The following is a 16,969-nucleotide window of genomic DNA, read 5'->3' as shown; positions in this document are numbered from 1 at the left end:
CAAAAAATATTTTGGCTTTGTCACAAGCTAGAAGCAGTCGATCCTAGTGTTACTAGCCCCATCCTATAAATTGAAAAGTGATAACGAATCGTTCCACGCCGACCGCTTCGCGGCGTGTGAACTCATTGTTCAGTGAATGATAACTGAAAATATTTATAATTTATGAGAGAAGCAAATGACCCTAAAAACTAAGAAAAACAAGAACGCAGTCGTTTATGGATCTTTAGGATTAATGATTTTGGGCTGGTTTTTGATTGGTGGTTTTTTTGCATTGCTTTTACTCCTCGGTATTACATTCGAGCGGAATATCCCTAATGCTTTATTCATCGGGATTCCCGCATTGGGTTGGGCACTTATTCCTATCCAGGTTTCACGATATATCAAACGACAAAATTATGGAACAAAGAAGCCGACCGCCTTGGCAAATCTGTCGGCAACTCTGTTTTCAACAGCATTTATGATATTAGCTTGTGTGATTTTACTAACTTTATTGGTCTTGTTTTTGTGGTATTCTAATGTCCTTGGGTGGTCTCCGTATGGTTATATTCCCATTGTGGTCGCCGTCATAGCATTGGTTCTTATTCCTGTGCAAGTGGTCCGATACTATCGTGGTCAAAAGGTTGGAACGCAAATAATAAATGCCACTGAACAATCAAATCAAGGCGACGGTGAATAAGCGCTTTTTAGTTTTCAATTTGGCCGGTTGCCACCTCGCCTTATCGCTGGCGTTCTGTCAATTGAAAATAATATATAGCACATGAAAAAACGTTACCAAGAATTAGGCGGCTTTATCGGACAGTCTGCAAAGTACATCTATGCTGCTATGACGCTGTTTTCAGTGGGGATCTTGATTGGATATATTAATCCCGATACATTCAAAGGCTTTTTGCTGGCTTTTGGTAAAATGGCCAAGGGGCTTCTCCATCAAAATATGTATGGCTTAATCCTCTCTATTTTTGTTAAAAATAGCATTTCTGCTTTGATTTCTATTTTGTTAGGTGCAGTGCTTGGAATTGTTCCGTCTTTGGCGGCTATTACCAATGGCATATTAATTGGAGCAACAATAGCATCTATAACTAAGCCAAATGCGGAGATAGAGCTACTGAGGCTATTGCCTCATGGCATTTTCGAATTGCCAGCCGTCTTTGCTGAAAAAATAGGGACACATCCCAATTTAGATCGAAGAAATCAGAATAAGCACTTGTTGCGGCATAGCTGGGAATAAAAACGAAACTTATTAGTTGAGATGTGTCCCTATTTTCTCTCAAGGAAGAAATCGAGTATTCATAGGCCGAGAGTGAGCGTCATCCTGGGGTTAATACAACTATCATCAAACGCCAGTTGAAGGGTCATAAGGAAGAAATCGCTATGCACTAAAAGCATCAACGTCTACAAACTCAGGCCCAGAAGGAGACAGTCAGAATTGAACCTGCATGGTGTTTACGCGCTGAGCTTTATGGGGAGCTGCTTCCACACCCGGTATCCGGCATGGAGCTGCCAAAGGCCGATCCCAGCGTAGTAGATTACGCCTGCGGCCAGCACGCGGTAGGGCTGCTCCACCCAGAGCCCTCTTTCGGCAAACCCCTGCCCCTGTATCACATCCGCAGTAATCCCCATCGCAGGCACGGGGGCATAAGTGGTCAGGAACACGGCGAAGAGATATATGACCAGACTTGCCACCCAGTTCAGAACGGCCGCCTGCATGGCATTCTCCGAAAGGGCCTGGCCGGCAAGCGTGGGCATTGACCTGTTGATCCACAGAAGCCAGAACGATATCAGCGCCGGCCACGAGCCGAAGCCAAAGCTGAACATCGAATAGACAGAGCTCATACAGATGAGAGCAATTACCTTCTTCCCCCTTCCAATATTCATGGCGATTACCCAGGCGAGGAAGACGGACGAATGGATCACGATGAATTCCTGCACCATGAGCGAGCCCGATCGATGCACCCACCGGGAGCCGTACAAAGACGGAAATAGCCATGTTGTGAGGCAGGCAAAGGCTATGAGTAAATCGGGCACGGCGCTCATGACCGAAGACACCACCGTATGTATGGCCGAACGGCTGCTGTTCGCCACTATAGCCTCGCACGAAAGAGATAATCGCTCATCCGGCATTATAAACCCTGATGTTGCACAAAATACAGATCACGGGAGACGGATATGCTGAAATAAATCCTTATATGCTTATTCCGTTGGTACATGTTTCTTTGATTTTTCCCTATCCCGCTTCTGTGAAGATACCGAAGAAATCAGCGACCTTAATAACGGCTTAATAACGGCCAGGACGAAATAACAAACAGAGACAAAAGCCTATTTGACAGGGCCATGCAGCCTTGATATTATAGGACATGAATACAAAAGGCATCCATTCATGAAATTCTTCGACTGGAATGATGAAAAGAATGAATTGCTCAAGAAAGAGCGCGGAGTTTCATTTGAACAGGTTGAGCTGGCAATTGCGTCCGGCGATTTGCTTGACCGAATGCGGCATCCCAATCCTGATAAATATCCAAATCAAAAAGTTTTTCTGGTTAGAATCGAAAATTATGTCTATTCCGTGCCGTATGTTGAAGACAGCGAAAAAATATTTTTAAAAACAATAATTCCAAACAGCAAAGAGACAAGGAAATATTTGGGAGGCAAGACATGAAAAAAACAGCACGCTTAGATAAAGATGAAATGGAATTGGAAAGATCGCTTGAAAAGGAAGAATGGGTTTCTGATCTAACTAAAAAGGACAAGAAACAATACGAGGAATACGCCCGCTATAGCCTGAACAAGCAAAAACGGATAAATATACGGATGACGGAACGAGACCTGAAAAAAATTCAGGCCAAGGCAATTGAGGAAGGACTGCCGTATCAATCTCTCATATCGATGCTGATTCATAAATTCAATGAAGGAAAATTAAGGATAAATTGAAGAAAAGACGCCTGCCAAACAGGGTCCACAACTCAACGGTTATCTTTTCTGGCACAGGTCATTAAGCAATGCTACCTGAGAGAAATTGAACAGCAGTTGAGAGACAGGGAGGTTATAAGATGAGCGATTCAATGACTTATAAAGGCTATATTGGTACGGTCCACTACAGCGAAGAGGACGAGGTTTTTCACGGCAAGATTGAAGCCATAAACGACCTTATTATGTTTGAAGGAACAAGCGTTAAGGAGCTTAAGAGGGCGTTCCATGAGGCGGTTGATGATTACCTTGAGACATGCAGGCAGATGTGCCGGGAGCCGCAGAAACCCTTTAAGGGAGTTTCAATGTAAGGATACCCACAGACCTACACAGGAAGGCAGCTGCAAAGGCTACAATGATGGGCGTTTTCCTGAATCAACTCGTACAGAAGGCACTTGAAGAAAAGGTAGCCGTCTAAGCATGGCTCCCTCATGTATCAATCTCTCATATCGATGCTGATTCATAAATTTAATGAAGGAAAATTAAGGATAAATTAAAGAAAAGAGCCTGCCAAAACAGGGGCAACAACGCAACGGTCAGCCTTTCTTTTCCGGCAGGACTTTTACATCCACGGTCATGCCGGGTTTCAGCGAGGTCTTCTCCTCAAGCCTGATCTTGACCTGCACCACCTTCATGTCGAGATTTTTTGCCTGGTCATTCGGTTTTACCTTTCTGATGCCTGCATAATCCGATATCTCCTCTACCCTGCCTCTGAAAACCTCGCCGGCAAAGGTATCTGATCTGACTTCTGCCCTATCTCCAATATGGACCATGCCGATATCGGTTTCATCCACCTCGGCGTTGATCCGCAGCTGCGCAATATCAGCGACCGCGGCAAGGGCCTTGTCCTTGGTGACGCTTTCGCCTTCCTGAAAATATTTTCTGATAACCTTGCCTGCAATCGGAGCGGTGATATAGGTTTTCTCGAGAAGCTTGCGATAATACTGCGCTGCCGCTCCGGCCCTGCCAATTTCTTCCTCATAGAACCTGAGCGTCTCTTTCTTCGGCCCCTTCTCAAGCAGGGTCTTGGTCTCTTCGGCCTTCTTAACGGCGGCTAACGCTACCTTGAGATTCTTCTCCTTTTCGTCGAGCAGTTCTCTGTGGACATACCCCTTGGCAAAGAGTTCCCTGTGACGGTCACGGCTTGCCTTTTCAAATTCCATGGCAGCCTTTGCGCTTTCCAAAGACGCGGCAGCCTCCCTGATCTCTTCCTCGCGTGCGCCAGAGGCAATCTCCTTCAACTTTGATCCGGCCACAGATAGTTCTGCCTCTGACTCCCGGAGTTTTGCCTTGATGTCACTGTTGGCCATCATGGCGATGAGATCACCTTTACGGACATTATCACCTTCTCTGAGCGGAAACGACTCTATTCTCCCTTCCAGTTCACTGCTGAGCTCCACCTCGAAGCCCGGTAATACCTCTACCTTGCCTTCGGCAGCGGCGTACCGCTCAAGCGGTCGCTTCACTTCTTCTTTCCTGGCATCGGACCCTGATAAAAAAAGATATCCCATACCGGCTATTACAACCATCGCAATGATAAATGCCAATCTGCGCTTCATTCTTTTATCCTCCCGTCTTCAAGAAATATTACCCTGTCAGCAGCAGCCTCTGCCTTGGGGTCATGGCTGACGACAGCTACGGCCCTGTTCTGCTCTGCAGCATGTCTTTTAAGCAGCTCAAGGACTTCCCTGCCCCGTTTTGAATCAAGGTTTGCGGTCGGCTCATCGGTGAGTATAATCGGCGGGTCTCCCACAAGAGCCCGGGCAAAGGCGATCCGCTGCTTCTGTCCGCCGCTGAGGTCTGCAGGATAAAAATCTGTCCGGTTTGAGAGCCCGACCTTTTCAAGCAGTCTCAGTGCCTCGGCCCTGAGCCCCTTCTTTTCATAGCCCTTCATCCTCAGCAGAAGTTCGATATTCTCTGCAGCGGTAAGGGAGGGGAAGAGATTGAACGATTGAAAGACAAAGCCGAAATGCTTTTTCCGGATATCAGGCAGTGTGGCCTCCTGGAGATGGTCTACGACTGCACCGTCTATCCTTATCTCGCCAGCAGTAGGGCGCAGGATGCAGCCCATCATCGAAAGAAGCGTGGTCTTGCCCGAGCCGGAAGGCCCCATCAAAAGCAGCAGCTCTCCCCTTCGAAGATCAAGAGAGACCGACTCAACCGCCGGCACTTCGTTTTTTCCCTCGCGATAGGTTTTGCTTACGCTGCGCAGTTGAAGGATTGTTCCCATCTTACCCCCTGAAGACCATTACCGGGTCAAGGGTCTTGATCTTTCTTACCGAGAAGTAGGCCGAAAACAGGCAGCTTGCGCAGATAATAATAAAGAGAGCTGCGATAAGCAGCGGGCTCAGCAACATCGGAACGCCAGCCGCCTCTATGGAGTGGCGCGACATCAGCATGACTGCCGTCCCCAGCGAGTAACCGACTGCCGCACTGATGAGCGCCTGACTGAAGATGGTCTTATAGATCTCCTCATTCCTTGCTCCCATTGCCTTGAGTGTCCCGTATTCCTTCATATGCTGGATGGTATTTGCGTAGATCGTCTGGCCCACGATGGCCCCGCCGATCATCAGGCCAAGAAGGGCGGTAAGAAAAAAGCTCATGCCTATGCCTGTCTGGATCGTCCAGTATTTGACTGTCCGCATCACAAATTCCTCTTTTGTCATTACATCGTTGTCTTTAAGAAGTACTCTGAGGGCCTTTACAATTTCGTCCTTTTTTGTTCCATCTTTGAGCTTTGCAAGGATATAGGAAGTGAGGCCGGGCTTAATCCATCCGATCGGCAGGTCCTGCGCCTGCGCATAGGACATGAAGAGTACTGGCGCGGTCGTAAAGCTCCTTATGTCCTGGGACACCCCAACCAGCCTGAACCTCGACTGGCTTAACTCCCACAGAGAGCCGGGCTTCAGGCTGCCGAGCCGCTTCTCCGATGTTCTATCCAGCACCATATACCTTCCGCCTTTTACATCCGAGGCTTGCCCCTCAATCATCAACCATGGCGCGCCGATGCCCTTGTCAGGATTAAAGCCCACGATCTGCACCTGCTCCTGTCCGCCATTGGCCAGTTTTAAGAACCCCCAGGTAAGGATAAGCGGCTCTGCCCAGAGCACCTCGGCAAGTGACTCTACACGGTTTTTTCTTGATTCCGGAAAGGCGTTTGCAAAATCGAAGCTCTGGATGTTCTTTGAAGCAATCCAGATATCGGCGTCGTTATGCCGGATGATGTCGGTTGCGCTGCCCATCATCCCAAGATAGATACCTACCTCAGTAAGCACGAGGATGGTCGAGAAGACGATGCCTGCGACCGTGACAATAAATCTGCCTTTTTCATGGTACAGCGTCTTCCATGCCAGCCAGAACATTATTTCTTCAGCCTCAGACCTTCCATAGCAAGGTCGAGGCTCTGCAGCAGCATCTGCTCCAGTTCCATGCCGACGATCTCCTCGCGGTAGATCGGGTCCTGCTCATAGGCCATAATGATCCCGTTGATTGTGGCCCAGAGGATGTTGGCCACTGCCCAGGCGTCTACCTGCCGGTAGCAGCGCGCATCGATGCCCTCCTGCACGAGGTCCCGGACAATGCCGAGACACTCCAGAGCGGCTTCCATGCAACCTCTGAGTGCTTCCTCAGGTACGCGTGAGCGCATGTCAGGCTGGCTGCTGAGGAACATGATGCGGAAGTATTTTCTGTTCCTTTTGAAAAAATGATAATAGGCCATGAAGGCGCTTTCGACGAACTCCTTGCTGCCGGGGGGGCGCTTTTTGAGGACTCCGAACTCCTTCCTCAGCCTCTGCATCCCCTCAGCCATGACCGACATATAGAGCTCTTCCTTGCTTATGAAATAAAGGTATATCGTCCCTTTTGCAGGCCCGCACCGGTCGGCTATTTCATCGACCGTTGCGCTCATAAACCCTTTTGCGAAGAATACCTCACGCGCAGCCTTAACAATGGCTGTCTTTCGCGCCAACTGCTCGTTCTTCCGCCGCTCTGTCTTCTTGCTATGACCAGTATTCATTTAATGACTATTGGTCATTATAAAACTGCATGCTGTTGCTGTCAAGCGCATATCCTGAACTGAACGCCTTTCCCTTGACATGCAAAACCGAAATTATCTATACTGCCGCATGTTTTACACAGGTCTGTTGACAGCGCGAGTAATTCTTAAGAGGGCGTGGCATATCAATGCCGTGGCCGGGAGGAGTTCCTATTAGCTGTTAGCAGAAGTCATAGAGAATATCCTGAAGGCCACGGAATAAACCCCGTGGCCTTTTTGTTTTTGGAGGTGTGCAGTGAGATGGGATGCTGAAAGATATGACCGGGTAAAGGCGCCTCAGATCGAGGCCGGGAAGGAGCTGACTGTCATGGCCGGCATACGTGAAGACTATTCGGTGCTTGATATCGGCTGCGGCACCGGCAAGCTCACGCTCGAACTCTCACGCCTTGCATCCGGAGGTGAAATAGTCGGCATCGACCCTTCCGAAGAGATGCAGCGCAAGGCAGAGGAAGTATCGGCGCAAGCCGGCAATATCAGGTTCATAAAAATAGCGGCTGAGTCGATGGATTTTATCGAACAATTCGACCTTGCGTTTTCCAACTCTGCCCTCCAGTGGGTAAAGGACCAGCCGCAGGCCATTGCCAGGACTCACCGGGCGCTGAAACCAGGAGGGAGAATTGCCTTTCAGCTTCCGGCAAGGAATTTCTGCAGAGAGTTCTTTGCGTATACCGAAAAGGCAATCGCAGCTCTGAAATTTGAGCGGTTCTATGAAAATATGGAGTTGCCCTGGTATCTGCCGTCAAAAGAGGAGTATGAGCGCCTCCTGCTTGAAGCCGGCTTCGCAGCGGTCAACGTCTCTTACCGGGACTACGCGATCTCGTTTGATAGCATTGGTGAGATTATGGACTGGTGGTCTTCAGCCGGTTTGCGGCCCTATCTCGCCGTGCTGCCCGATAAAGAGCAGGGATATTTCAGCTATGCAGTCGGAATGCAGTACGAGCAGAACTGGACAGGGAAGAAATATGAGTTCAATTTTCGCAGGCTTTTTGCCTTTGCAGAAAAGGAGAAATAACCCTTATGGGAAACCTGACTTCGTTTGAACTGGACCGCATCGCCTTCATCGGGCGGACCTATGAAGAATATATGAGGATATTCTCTCTTGACGAAGCACTGCTTCGCCAGGGGAGGATTCTCGACTGCCCCGGGGGCGCATCTTCCTTTGCGGCTGAGGCACACATGAAAGAAATCCGCGTTACCGCCTGCGATCTCCTTTATGGTCTTTCAGCCGATCATCTGTGGGAGAAGGGAAAAGCAGACACGGCGCTCGTATATCAAAGGGTCAGCGAAGTGCCACATCTTTTTCACTGGGATTATTACCGGGACAGAGATGGGCTCATGGCTTATCGAGACATGGCCCTCGCATTGTTTATGGCCGACTATCAGGAGGGATGCGCGGAGGGAAGATATGTCCAGGCCCGATTGCCTCTTCTGCCTTTTGCAGACAGGGCTTTTACGCTTGTCCTGTCGAGTCACTTTCTCTTCCTCTATGGGGACCGGCTGAGTCCGGATTTCCATGTCGCAAGCCTGAGGGAAATGCTTAGGGTTTGTGCCGGAGAAGTCAGGATCTATCCCCTGCAGGGGCTTGATGCAAAACCATACCCCCCTATGGATGAGGTGCTGAGGGGCCTGGAGAAGGAAGGCATCGATGTCGAAATGGTGCCTGTGCCGTTTGAGTTTCAGCGGGGCTCAAAAAAGATGTTGAGGCTGAGACGCCGGGCATACGAAAAGGAGGCATTATGACCGATGTATGGAGGAAGGCGATGAGCCTGAGGGAAATAAGAGACGAGATTGATACCCTGGATGCTGAACTCATCGGCTTGCTTTCAAAAAGAGGCAGGCTGGTGAATAAGGCCGGCAAATTGAAAAAAGATGAAAAGGATGTAAAGGCGCCTGACCGTGTGGCAGAGGTGATTCAAAAAGTGAGAAATGGGGCGGAAGCGGCCGGTCTGGACCCTGCAATTGCTGAAACGGTTTACCGGACGATAACAGACTGTTTTATCAATCAGGAAATGCGCGAATTCATGAAAACGCATGCCCCATCGGTGAGGGCTTACCGCAAGAAAGACCTGCCTTTGCGGACTCTCCTGCCGGGCGCTGACATGTGGGCCGTAGGCCTTGAAAAGAGCATGCTGACCTATTTTGAGATGGAGGGGAATACCACCTTTCCGGAACATAGTCATGAATCTGAGCAGATCACCATGGTGCTTGAAGGTGAACTGACCTTTACTGTTGATGCCGGACATATTACGCTAAAGCCGGGCGAGGTGATTGCCATTCCTTCAAATGTCGTGCATTCCGTGTCCACGGGAACTGCCCACTGCAGGGCGGTTGATGCCTGGTCACCCGTGAGAAAGGAATACCTATGATGGCGTGGTCAGCAGGTTCAGGTGCATGTTGGTGAGCGCGGTGATTGCAACGAGCCCCTTCTTATCGATGACAAATGTTTCCCCCGGGAGCAATATGTGGTCCTCAGGGTCGCTCGGCTGCGTCAGACAACCCGTCCCTTCTGTACATAGAACCGTAATACCTCTGCCATCGCCGTCTATCAGGAGCATTGCTCCGCTGTGCATCTCGGCTGCAGCGTTGTTCCCTGCGGCTGCGTCGATTAATGCTAGTGGGGAGGACTGCGTCCCGGACCGTATACGGCATTTTCTCTGTTTCATGGTAATAGTCTATCGTTGCGTATCAGGGAAAAACAGATGCAAAATATCGCTATTGATTGCATAACAGTTCTGCATTGTGGGAACTGTTATGCCTTGCGGAGAAGGGAATTGCATCTGGTAATTGGTGCTTCGGTCATATACCATTTAGTGGTATCCGATCAAAACAGGGAGGCTGCTCATGAAAGATATGACGCTTTATGAAAAGGTGGCAAATGATATGTCACACCTGATCGATTCGGGAACCTTCAGCCCCGGAGACCGCATTCCGTCTGTGCGCAGCCTTAACAGGCAGATGCAGGTGAGCATTGCTACGGTCATGGAGGCATATCGCCTGCTGGAAGACAAGGGGCTGATTGAGTGCCGCCCCCAGTCCGGATATTATGTGCTCTCGGCGACGCCACGCAAGGGTGCTGAAATAGAATTGTCCAATCCATCATCGAGGCCGTCAACGGTGAGTGTCAGCGACCTTGTGATGATGATCCTGAAGGACAGCGGCAACCCAAAGCTTGTTCAGCTTGGCGCAGCAGTTCCCAACCCTGAGCTGCTGCCGGTTGACAGGATCAACCGGGCCATGGCTGCAGTGACCCGGCGGTACAGGATAAAGAATATTTCGTATGAATTTGCGGCCGGGTTTGAGGGGCTTAGGACACAGATTGCCAGACGCGCCCTTACCGCAGGCTATACGATCACGCCTGATGACGTTATCATCACCTCCGGATGTCAGGAGGCGATAGTCCTTGCTTTAAGGGTGATCTGCAGGCCGGGGGACACGGTGGCGGTTGAATCGCCGACCTATTATAATTTTCTCCAGGCGATTGAGATGATGGGACTGAAGGCGCTCGAAATTCCGACCCATCCGCGTGACGGGATCTCTGTGGATACGCTCAAATATGCCATTGAGCAGAACCGGATAAGCGCATGCCTCTGCATCACGAGTTTTAACAACCCTCTGGGCAGCTGCATGCCGGACGTGAAAAAGAAGGAGTTGGTTGAATTGCTTGCGTCCCATAATATTCCGCTTATCGAAGACGATATTTACGGCGATATCTCTTTTTCCGGCCAGAGGCCGAAGGCTGCCAAGGCCTTTGACAAAAAGGACAGCGTTATTTTGTGCTCGTCCTTCTCAAAGACGATTGCGCCGGGATATCGCATCGGCTGGACGGTTGCGGGCCGCTTTACGCGCGATATCGAAAGGATGAAATCAATAACCAATATGGCCACCGCTACTCCGCCACAATTGGCAATCGCCGAATTTCTGGCAAACGGAGGCTATGACCATCACCTGAGAAAAATACGGAGGATCTATGCCCGGCATGTCCATCTGATGTCTGAGGCGGTCATCAGGCATTTCCCTGAGGGCACAAAGGTCTCTCGACCCGCAGGAGGCTACGTCCTATGGGTTGAGCTCCCCAGAGGGATTGATTGCCTTGAAATGTATGAACGGGCGGTCAAAAAAGGTATAAGTTTTGCGCCTGGACCCATATTTTCACCGAGACAGAAATACCGGCACTTCCTGCGCCTGAATGCAGCGACGTGGACTGATGTTGTTCAGGATGCAATAAAGGCCTTGGGGTCATTGGCAGGCAGAAAGGGCAGATGACAACACGTATAAGATGAGCATGACTGAAAGGAGGAACGATGAGACAGACCAGAGAACTTAAGGATTTGAGCCGTGCTGAAGGAGCAAACCTTGTCGGGGTGGCCGATCTTGCAGAATTCAAAAAAGGATGGAAGGTGATCCCTGATGATCTGCTGACGCCGTATTCTTCTGCCATATCTGTTGCCGTGCATCTGAATGACGAAATCCTGAATGTGATAACTGATGGTCCCACGATCGCATATGCCCAGCATTATCGTGAGATAAACGCGCGGCTGGATGGCATTACCGCAGCGCTTGTTCATTGGATAAAGGAACAGGGCTTTGCTGCGAAAGCAGTTCCGGCATCCTTTATAACCGATGAGGTCAACCTGTTGGGGAATGTTTCACACAAGGCGGTTGCGCGCATGGCCGGAATAGGATGGCAGGGGAAAAGTCTTCTGATTGTCAGTCCTCAATACGGACCTCGCATAAGGCTTGCGACCGTTCTGACGGACATGCCGCTTGTCCCTGACGTGCCTTTGAAAAACCGGTGCGGCAAATGCACTGAATGTACGAAGGCCTGTCCTGCATCAGCGATAAAAAACGTTTTGGCAGGCGACCGGTATGAAAGCCGCGACGAAGCGTTGTACTTCAGCAGGTGCGCTGACAAGACCCTGGAATTCAAGGCCAGAGACGGAATCGGTGCCCGCATATGCGGCGTATGTGTGAAGGTCTGCCCTTTCGGAAAGGGGAAACCGCAGCAGTGATATCTTCGAACTGCCGGGAATAATAACGTTAGAATTGCCCCTTTTGGGGCATTTAGTCGACACAGGAGGATTGTTGACCATGGAAAAATCTGCATGGGTGAAAGAATTTGCAGGATCGGTTGTTGTCTGCGATCCTGAGGGCATAATACTTGAGATGAATGAGAAGGCAATAAAGACGTTTGCGAAATCAGGAGGCATAAAGCTCATCGGCTCGAATCTGCTCGACTGCCACCCTGAGCCGTCACGTACGAAGCTTCAACAACTGATGCAACTGCGTCAGACGAATATTTATACTATCGAGAAAAAAGGAATCAAGAAGTTTATTTATCAGAGCCCCTGGTATCTGAAGGGGGAGTATCGCGGTTTTATCGAGATGGTGATAGAAGTCCCGGCCTCCATGCCGCACTTTATACGGGATGCTTCTTAAGAGGGAACGAATATATCATGGGCCTTGAGGCAGCGATAATGAAAGCCTGGGACAGCCTGTTACGTTCAGGTTTGCCTGAAAACGCATCTGTGAGATTTCTTGCCGATAAATACGTTGTTGATGTAAAAGACAAGCAGGTTCTGTCTTTATCACGTAATGCTCCGGCAGAGGATTATCTGACGGTATTAATTCTGCATTACCTTACGCGAAAGATAGCGGGCTTGCCTGTATTAACGGGAGAGCGGCTTGGTTTTAGCGGACTTTCAGCTGCCGGGAGTTTTGCTGAAGAGTTCAAGAGACGCTCCACTGATCTGATCGTAAGAACATATGGGAATAATCCTGACAATATTTTATCAGTCCTGGATCGTATGCCTGGCGAAAAGATAAATCGATCAGATGTGGCAATTGTGCTTGAGGCATTTGAAGGTGCCCCTGTTTTTATTGAGCTCTGGCGGGCAGATGAAGAATTTGGCCCTGAAGCAAACCTGCTTTTTGATAAAAGCATAACGCAGATATTTTGCACCGAGGACATAGTGGTCTTGGCAGAAGCAGTTGCGATTGCAATATCGCAGGAGGTCTATTAGGGTAAAAATTGAGGGAACGTGCAGAGTTGGCTCCCCTGAATAAAATGCAATATGCTTGACATCTTCACCATTAGAATCGTAATGTATCTACTAAAGCAGTAAATTACTATATTAGTAGATACATTATAAGGAGTCTAAAATCATGAAGATACCCGTATCACTAAAGCATAAGCCGGTTATTGTTTCCGAGAATTACGAAAATATTGATGGACGATATGCCTATAGTACCGATGCCAAGGGGCTTTCCCTTGGACTGGCTCAATGGAATGATAGGGGAAAAGTTGATATCTCGGCAAAAGTCTGGAGATATACAGGCGAAAAGTGGTCGAGACAATCTGAAGAACTGCCACTTCATCGTGTGCTCGACCTCGCGATTTTTGTTTGTAGGGCAAAGCAGTATTTCTCTGCAGAGGCATATCGCCATGAAAAATTATATGATTCGGCAAAATCCGTAATTGACAGGGTAGCAATGCAGGGCGATGCAATGACTATAGCGGTATGTACTGATAACCCCAAGATAGATGAAGACATAAAATTGTTTCAGCAGGCGTTAAGTAACGATGACGAACTGCTCGGCGAACGGCTGCAAAGACTTTCGTCAATATTAAAGGAATTGGGCTACTGAGAAGAGAAAAGATATGAACAGGAAAGAAATCATAAACAAATATAAGCAGACCATTCAGCCGATGGGCATTTATCAGATAAGGAACCTGGGAAACGGCAAGATATATATTGGAAGCGCCAAAGACCTGCGCGGCAGAATAAATAGCAATAAGTTTCAATTAAGAATGGGCAGCCACTTAAATAAAGAAATGCAAAGAGATTTCAATGAAATAGGCGAAGAAGGTTTTTCTTTCGATGTGTTAGACCAGTTAAAGCCAAAAGAAGATTTGTCTTATGATTATACCGAAGATTTGAAAATACTCGAAGAAATGTGGCTGGATAAGATTCAACCGTATAATGAAAAAGGATATAACTCAAAAAAGAAATCATAAATTCGCTTGGCTATGGAGGAGAACGAAGTGATTGCTGTAATTTTTGAGGTCTATCCAACAAAGGCAGGCAAGGCAGAATAACGTGACTAAAGATTCATTAAAGGCGATTCAGGATTACTTGCACGAACATATCCCTTTGTCCAAAGCAATGGGCGTTGAGGTGCGTAAAGCTGATGCGGAGGGCGTGGTGCTGTCAGCCCCGCTTGCCCCGAACATAAACCACCGAGAAACCGTGTTCGGCGGCAGCGCGTCGTCTCTTGCGATCCTTGCGGCATGGACCGCGGTGCATTTCAGACTGAAGCAGGAGGGGCTAACGTGTCGGCTGGTCATTCAGAGAAACTCCATGAGCTATGACAAGCCGATTGCGGGCGATTTTACCGCTCGTTGCGACGCACCAGAAACTGAAGCATGGCAGCATTTTGTAGCAATGTTGAAGCGCAAGAAAATCGCACGGGTCGAGTTGTCTTCCGTCATCGAATACGATCAACAGATCGCAGGAAGAATGGAAGGGGCCTTTGTTGCGATCAGAACAGACTGATAATTGAGTGAAACGCAGTATTAGCGTGGATGGGGGAAGACGGTAATGAATAACAGCTATGTTCACGGCTACGATCTGAGAGAGAATATTCGCCTTCAGGACCAGGCGTTAACACTGGTTGAGTTATTGCACTCTGACACTTTTTACCCTGCCGGAAGTAATGTTTTGGAGGCTGGCTGTGGTGTTGGCGCACAAACCGTCACGCTTGCCAAATACAGCCCCGAGGCCCTGATCACTTCTGTCGATATATCTGAAAAGTCCCTGACTGCAGCCAGAATGAATGCCGAGGCAGCGGGGATAACGAACGTCAGATTTCAGCAGGGCGACATCTTTCGCTTACCGTTCGGGCCAAACTCATTCGACCATATTTTTGTCTGTTTTGTCCTCGAACATCTGCCCCTCCCGGTTGAAGCGCTGACTATCCTGAAAAGCCATCTAAAGCCCGGCGGAACAATAACGGTTATCGAGGGTGATCACGGTTCAGCATATTTCTACCCTGACAGTGAATCTGCCCGTAAAGCCATTCTTTGCCAGGTTGAACTGCAGAGAAGGTCCGGCGGAAATGCGACTATCGGCAGAGAACTGTATCCGCTCCTCAGCCGTGCCGGTTTTGGCGCGATACATGTTTCCCCGCGTATGGTCTACGTTGATGACAGCAGACCTGAACTTGTTGATGGCTTCACAAAAAAGACCTTTACCGCCATGATCGAGGGTGTACGTGAATCTGCACTCACAGCTGGGTTAACTGATGAAAACACCTTTGACAAAGGCATTCAGGACCTCAATCGCACAACAGAATCCGACGGAGTATTTTGTTATACCTTTTTCAAGGCTGTTGCCAAAAAGGAGTAGTCATCATGAATTCGGATCGCTTTAAAAGAGGTTTGGAAAAGCTTAATGAAATTGACGGCTATGCCGGTGAAAGAGTGATTGAGGCGCTGAAGGATATTGCTCCGGATCTCGCCCGGTACACCATCGAATTTCCTTTTGGCGATGTTTATTCCCGCGGTGTGCTGTCGCTAAAGGAGCGTGAGATCGCAACGGTCGCAGCGCTTGCCGCCTTAGGCAATGCTCAGCCGCAACTCAAAGTTCATATTCACGGCGCCCTCAATGTCGGATGCACAAGGCAGGAAATTGTCGAGATCATGATCCAGATGGCTGTGTATGCCGGGTTTCCTGCTGCACTTAACGGCACCTTTGCAGCGAAGGAAGTCTTTGCTGAGCGTGACGCATCCGGACAGGAAAATTGATCACTCCAATCTTATGACTGTTCAGGATATAACCCGCTTTAGGCTTTATAACCAGCAGATCTCCTCTGCAAGGTTCAAGAAACCCGGCGAGGTTGTTAAATCGCTGGGTGCGATGCAGGCCCAGGACTATCCGGGCACACTCTGGGCCATTGGACTTCGTCTTCCCAATGCAACGATAACCAATATTGAGCAGGCAATAGTCGACGGATCAATAATCAGGACCTGGCCGATGCGCGGCACGTTGCATTTCGTTGCTGCAGCTGACATCCGATGGATGCTTGAGCTTCTGTCGCCGCGCATTATTGAGAGCAGCGCGTCCCGCTTCAGGGAATTGGAACTCGATGAGCGAACGTTTACACGTTGCAAGAACGTGTTTGAGAAGGCACTTGCAGGTGGCAAGCAACTTACCCGTGCTGAAATGTACGAGGCGCTGGAGCATGACGGTATCGCCGTGGACAAGCAGCGAGGCTACCATATCCTGAGGCGGGCCGGGCAGGACAGGCTCATCTGTTTCGGGCTGCCGCGCAGCAGGCAGGACACATTCAGACTGCTTGATGAATACTGTCCGACAACAAAGATATTAGCGCGGGATGAAGCAGTGTGCGAGCTCACAAAACGTTATTTCGTGAGCCACGGCCCTGCTACTTTGGAAGATTTTGTATGGTGGTCCGGGCTTAAGGTGTCTGATGCGAAAGCTGGCCTGGAAGAGGCCAAGACCTGGCTCACGCAGGAAAGCGTTGACGGTAATGTCTATTGGATGGCCATGAATATGCCTGTGTTTCGGCATGACCCGAAGGCTGTTTACCTCCTGCCCGGATTTGATGAATATATGCTCGGGTATAAAGACCGCAGCGCTGCGCTTGATCCACGCCACGTGCAAAAAATATGTCCCGGGAATAACGGGATGTTTGCCCCGACGGTTATTATGGACGGCCGGGTTGTCGGCACATGGAAGCGTATTATTAAAAAGAGCGTCATTAGCATAAAAGTTGATTTCTTTGGCCGTCAGGCAAAAAACAGCGATGCCTTAGTTGATGCAGCAGAGCGTTACGGCAAGTTTCTTGGCATGTCTGTGGAGATGCCTGTTTTCGATGCGGTTTCTGAGGCAATGCCGATAACTTCAGCAGGCCATAAAACAGTTGAGGGGTGAA

At 49.2% G+C, this 16,969-nt stretch carries 23 protein-coding genes and 2 pseudogenes; 19 read left to right on the top strand and 6 right to left on the bottom strand.

The window, feature by feature from the left end; all coding sequences use genetic code 11:
• Nucleotides 1-175: 175 nt before the first annotated feature.
• Nucleotides 176-676: a hypothetical protein gene (locus tag HZB31_13295; protein MBI5848894.1), complete on the top strand. Its 501-nt coding sequence runs from the start codon at nucleotides 176-178 to the stop codon at nucleotides 674-676.
• An 81-nt stretch (nucleotides 677-757) separates the two neighbouring features.
• On the top strand, nucleotides 758-1,225 hold the full coding sequence (locus HZB31_13290; GenBank protein ID MBI5848893.1) for a stage II sporulation protein M: 468 nt from the start codon (nucleotides 758-760) through the stop codon (nucleotides 1,223-1,225).
• Nucleotides 1,226-1,440: 215 nt separating this feature from the next.
• Here the strand turns inward: HZB31_13290 and HZB31_13285 are convergent, their stop codons facing one another.
• Nucleotides 1,441-2,022, bottom strand: coding sequence for a hypothetical protein (locus HZB31_13285; GenBank protein MBI5848892.1), 582 nt, complete (start codon nucleotides 2,020-2,022; stop codon nucleotides 1,441-1,443).
• Between the two features lie 352 nt (nucleotides 2,023-2,374).
• Here HZB31_13285 and HZB31_13280 point away from each other — a divergent pair, with 352 nt between their 5' ends.
• The 3 genes and pseudogenes from HZB31_13280 (at nucleotide 2,375) to HZB31_13270 (ending at nucleotide 3,379) form a co-directional block, all read left to right on the top strand.
• Entirely contained in the window at nucleotides 2,375-2,653 is a 279-nt protein-coding gene (locus HZB31_13280) for a DUF4258 domain-containing protein (protein ID MBI5848891.1), read from the top strand.
• On the top strand, nucleotides 2,650-2,925 hold the full coding sequence (locus HZB31_13275; protein ID MBI5848890.1) for an antitoxin: 276 nt from the start codon (nucleotides 2,650-2,652) through the stop codon (nucleotides 2,923-2,925). The genes HZB31_13280 and HZB31_13275 overlap by 4 nt, the downstream gene beginning before the upstream one ends.
• Nucleotides 2,926-3,044: 119 nt before the next feature.
• Nucleotides 3,045-3,379 (top strand): annotated as a pseudogene (locus HZB31_13270) (type II toxin-antitoxin system HicB family antitoxin).
• Nucleotides 3,380-3,497: 118 nt separating this feature from the next.
• Here the strand turns inward: HZB31_13270 and HZB31_13265 are convergent.
• Genes HZB31_13265 through HZB31_13250 form a run of 4 tightly spaced genes read right to left on the bottom strand, consistent with a single transcriptional unit; the run spans nucleotide 3,498 to nucleotide 6,976 of the window.
• Nucleotides 3,498-4,520: an HlyD family secretion protein gene (locus HZB31_13265; protein ID MBI5848889.1), complete on the bottom strand. Its 1,023-nt coding sequence runs from the start codon at nucleotides 4,518-4,520 to the stop codon at nucleotides 3,498-3,500.
• Complete coding sequence (locus HZB31_13260) at nucleotides 4,517-5,191, bottom strand: ABC transporter ATP-binding protein (GenBank protein ID MBI5848888.1); 675 nt, start codon at nucleotides 5,189-5,191, stop codon at nucleotides 4,517-4,519. The genes HZB31_13265 and HZB31_13260 overlap by 4 nt, the downstream gene beginning before the upstream one ends.
• Nucleotide 5,192: 1 nt before the next feature.
• The gene (locus HZB31_13255) at nucleotides 5,193-6,323 is read right to left on the bottom strand and encodes an ABC transporter permease (GenBank protein ID MBI5848887.1); all 1,131 of its coding nucleotides are present in this window, start codon (nucleotides 6,321-6,323) and stop codon (nucleotides 5,193-5,195) included.
• On the bottom strand, nucleotides 6,323-6,976 hold the full coding sequence (locus tag HZB31_13250) for a TetR/AcrR family transcriptional regulator (protein ID MBI5848886.1): 654 nt from the start codon (nucleotides 6,974-6,976) through the stop codon (nucleotides 6,323-6,325). The genes HZB31_13255 and HZB31_13250 overlap by 1 nt, the downstream gene beginning before the upstream one ends.
• A gap of 274 nt (nucleotides 6,977-7,250) precedes the next feature.
• Here HZB31_13250 and HZB31_13245 point away from each other — a divergent pair, with 274 nt between their 5' ends.
• The 4 genes and pseudogenes from HZB31_13245 (at nucleotide 7,251) to HZB31_13230 (ending at nucleotide 9,381) form a co-directional block, all read left to right on the top strand.
• Nucleotides 7,251-8,027: a methyltransferase domain-containing protein gene (locus HZB31_13245; GenBank protein ID MBI5848885.1), complete on the top strand. Its 777-nt coding sequence runs from the start codon at nucleotides 7,251-7,253 to the stop codon at nucleotides 8,025-8,027.
• Between the two features lie 5 nt (nucleotides 8,028-8,032).
• Nucleotides 8,033-8,755, top strand: coding sequence for a class I SAM-dependent methyltransferase (locus tag HZB31_13240; GenBank protein ID MBI5848884.1), 723 nt, complete (start codon nucleotides 8,033-8,035; stop codon nucleotides 8,753-8,755).
• Nucleotides 8,752-9,036 (top strand): annotated as a pseudogene (locus tag HZB31_13235) (chorismate mutase). Before HZB31_13240 ends, HZB31_13235 begins: the two are co-directional and overlap by 4 nt.
• Nucleotides 9,037-9,381 carry a cupin domain-containing protein gene (locus HZB31_13230; protein ID MBI5848883.1) on the top strand — a complete coding sequence of 115 codons (345 nt, stop codon included), beginning with the start codon at nucleotides 9,037-9,039 and terminating at the stop codon, nucleotides 9,379-9,381. It begins immediately after the preceding pseudogene.
• On the opposite strand, the gene HZB31_13225 is transcribed toward HZB31_13230, so the two are convergent.
• Nucleotides 9,376-9,585 carry a hypothetical protein gene (locus HZB31_13225; GenBank protein ID MBI5848882.1) on the bottom strand — a complete coding sequence of 70 codons (210 nt, stop codon included), beginning with the start codon at nucleotides 9,583-9,585 and terminating at the stop codon, nucleotides 9,376-9,378. The genes HZB31_13230 and HZB31_13225 overlap by 6 nt on opposite strands.
• A gap of 280 nt (nucleotides 9,586-9,865) precedes the next feature.
• On the opposite strand from HZB31_13225, the gene HZB31_13220 reads away from it, so the two are divergent.
• From HZB31_13220 to HZB31_13175, 10 genes are all read left to right on the top strand, one after another.
• Nucleotides 9,866-11,278 carry a PLP-dependent aminotransferase family protein gene (locus HZB31_13220; GenBank protein MBI5848881.1) on the top strand — a complete coding sequence of 471 codons (1,413 nt, stop codon included), beginning with the start codon at nucleotides 9,866-9,868 and terminating at the stop codon, nucleotides 11,276-11,278.
• 38 nt (nucleotides 11,279-11,316) lie between these two features.
• On the top strand, nucleotides 11,317-12,024 hold the full coding sequence (locus HZB31_13215; protein ID MBI5848880.1) for an epoxyqueuosine reductase: 708 nt from the start codon (nucleotides 11,317-11,319) through the stop codon (nucleotides 12,022-12,024).
• 79 nt (nucleotides 12,025-12,103) lie between these two features.
• Nucleotides 12,104-12,451, top strand: a complete 348-nt coding sequence (locus tag HZB31_13210; GenBank protein MBI5848879.1) for a diguanylate cyclase — start codon at nucleotides 12,104-12,106, stop codon at nucleotides 12,449-12,451.
• A 38-nt stretch (nucleotides 12,452-12,489) separates the two neighbouring features.
• Nucleotides 12,490-13,035 carry a DUF3786 domain-containing protein gene (locus HZB31_13205; GenBank protein MBI5848878.1) on the top strand — a complete coding sequence of 182 codons (546 nt, stop codon included), beginning with the start codon at nucleotides 12,490-12,492 and terminating at the stop codon, nucleotides 13,033-13,035.
• Between the two features lie 142 nt (nucleotides 13,036-13,177).
• Nucleotides 13,178-13,660 carry a hypothetical protein gene (locus HZB31_13200; GenBank protein ID MBI5848877.1) on the top strand — a complete coding sequence of 161 codons (483 nt, stop codon included), beginning with the start codon at nucleotides 13,178-13,180 and terminating at the stop codon, nucleotides 13,658-13,660.
• Between the two features lie 13 nt (nucleotides 13,661-13,673).
• Entirely contained in the window at nucleotides 13,674-14,030 is a 357-nt protein-coding gene (locus tag HZB31_13195) for a GIY-YIG nuclease family protein (protein ID MBI5848876.1), read from the top strand.
• Between the two features lie 82 nt (nucleotides 14,031-14,112).
• A complete protein-coding gene (locus HZB31_13190) occupies nucleotides 14,113-14,568 on the top strand; it encodes a YiiD C-terminal domain-containing protein (protein MBI5848875.1) in 456 nt (151 codons plus the stop codon).
• A gap of 45 nt (nucleotides 14,569-14,613) precedes the next feature.
• Complete coding sequence (locus HZB31_13185; protein ID MBI5848874.1) at nucleotides 14,614-15,420, top strand: methyltransferase domain-containing protein; 807 nt, start codon at nucleotides 14,614-14,616, stop codon at nucleotides 15,418-15,420.
• A 5-nt stretch (nucleotides 15,421-15,425) separates the two neighbouring features.
• A complete protein-coding gene (locus HZB31_13180; protein ID MBI5848873.1) occupies nucleotides 15,426-15,818 on the top strand; it encodes a carboxymuconolactone decarboxylase family protein in 393 nt (130 codons plus the stop codon).
• Between the two features lie 13 nt (nucleotides 15,819-15,831).
• Nucleotides 15,832-16,968, top strand: coding sequence for an AlkZ family DNA glycosylase (locus HZB31_13175; protein ID MBI5848872.1), 1,137 nt, complete (start codon nucleotides 15,832-15,834; stop codon nucleotides 16,966-16,968).
• Nucleotide 16,969 lies beyond the last annotated feature (1 nt).

The organism is Nitrospirota bacterium, assembly GCA_016235245.1.
In the GTDB taxonomy this organism is placed as follows: Bacteria; Nitrospirota; Thermodesulfovibrionia; order Thermodesulfovibrionales; family UBA6898; genus UBA6898.
Note: the sequence above shows the minus strand (reverse complement) of the source record. Positions and strands in the feature narration are given on the sequence as shown.

Excerpts from the sequence above, each read along its gene's own strand:
- HZB31_13260 (MBI5848888.1), bottom strand. The coding sequence starts at position 5,191 with ATGGGAACAATCCTTCAACTGCGCAGCGTAAGCAAAACCTATCGCGAG.
- HZB31_13220 (MBI5848881.1), top strand. The coding sequence starts at position 9,866 with ATGACGCTTTATGAAAAGGTGGCAAATGATATGTCACACCTGATCGAT.
- HZB31_13185 (MBI5848874.1), top strand. The coding sequence starts at position 14,614 with ATGAATAACAGCTATGTTCACGGCTACGATCTGAGAGAGAATATTCGC.
- HZB31_13275 (MBI5848890.1), top strand. The coding sequence starts at position 2,650 with ATGAAAAAAACAGCACGCTTAGATAAAGATGAAATGGAATTGGAAAGA.
- HZB31_13205 (MBI5848878.1), top strand. The coding sequence starts at position 12,490 with ATGAAAGCCTGGGACAGCCTGTTACGTTCAGGTTTGCCTGAAAACGCA.
- HZB31_13265 (MBI5848889.1), bottom strand. The coding sequence starts at position 4,520 with ATGAAGCGCAGATTGGCATTTATCATTGCGATGGTTGTAATAGCCGGT.
- HZB31_13225 (MBI5848882.1), bottom strand. The coding sequence starts at position 9,585 with ATGCACAGCGGAGCAATGCTCCTGATAGACGGCGATGGCAGAGGTATT.
- HZB31_13210 (MBI5848879.1), top strand. The coding sequence starts at position 12,104 with ATGGAAAAATCTGCATGGGTGAAAGAATTTGCAGGATCGGTTGTTGTC.
- HZB31_13215 (MBI5848880.1), top strand. The coding sequence starts at position 11,317 with ATGAGACAGACCAGAGAACTTAAGGATTTGAGCCGTGCTGAAGGAGCA.
- HZB31_13180 (MBI5848873.1), top strand. The coding sequence starts at position 15,426 with ATGAATTCGGATCGCTTTAAAAGAGGTTTGGAAAAGCTTAATGAAATT.
- HZB31_13240 (MBI5848884.1), top strand. The coding sequence starts at position 8,033 with ATGGGAAACCTGACTTCGTTTGAACTGGACCGCATCGCCTTCATCGGG.
- HZB31_13175 (MBI5848872.1), top strand. The coding sequence starts at position 15,832 with ATGACTGTTCAGGATATAACCCGCTTTAGGCTTTATAACCAGCAGATC.
- HZB31_13230 (MBI5848883.1), top strand. The coding sequence starts at position 9,037 with ATGAAAACGCATGCCCCATCGGTGAGGGCTTACCGCAAGAAAGACCTG.
- HZB31_13250 (MBI5848886.1), bottom strand. The coding sequence starts at position 6,976 with ATGAATACTGGTCATAGCAAGAAGACAGAGCGGCGGAAGAACGAGCAG.
- HZB31_13255 (MBI5848887.1), bottom strand. The coding sequence starts at position 6,323 with ATGTTCTGGCTGGCATGGAAGACGCTGTACCATGAAAAAGGCAGATTT.
- HZB31_13195 (MBI5848876.1), top strand. The coding sequence starts at position 13,674 with ATGAACAGGAAAGAAATCATAAACAAATATAAGCAGACCATTCAGCCG.
- HZB31_13290 (MBI5848893.1), top strand. The coding sequence starts at position 758 with ATGAAAAAACGTTACCAAGAATTAGGCGGCTTTATCGGACAGTCTGCA.
- HZB31_13295 (MBI5848894.1), top strand. The coding sequence starts at position 176 with ATGACCCTAAAAACTAAGAAAAACAAGAACGCAGTCGTTTATGGATCT.
- HZB31_13280 (MBI5848891.1), top strand. The coding sequence starts at position 2,375 with ATGAAATTCTTCGACTGGAATGATGAAAAGAATGAATTGCTCAAGAAA.
- HZB31_13200 (MBI5848877.1), top strand. The coding sequence starts at position 13,178 with ATGAAGATACCCGTATCACTAAAGCATAAGCCGGTTATTGTTTCCGAG.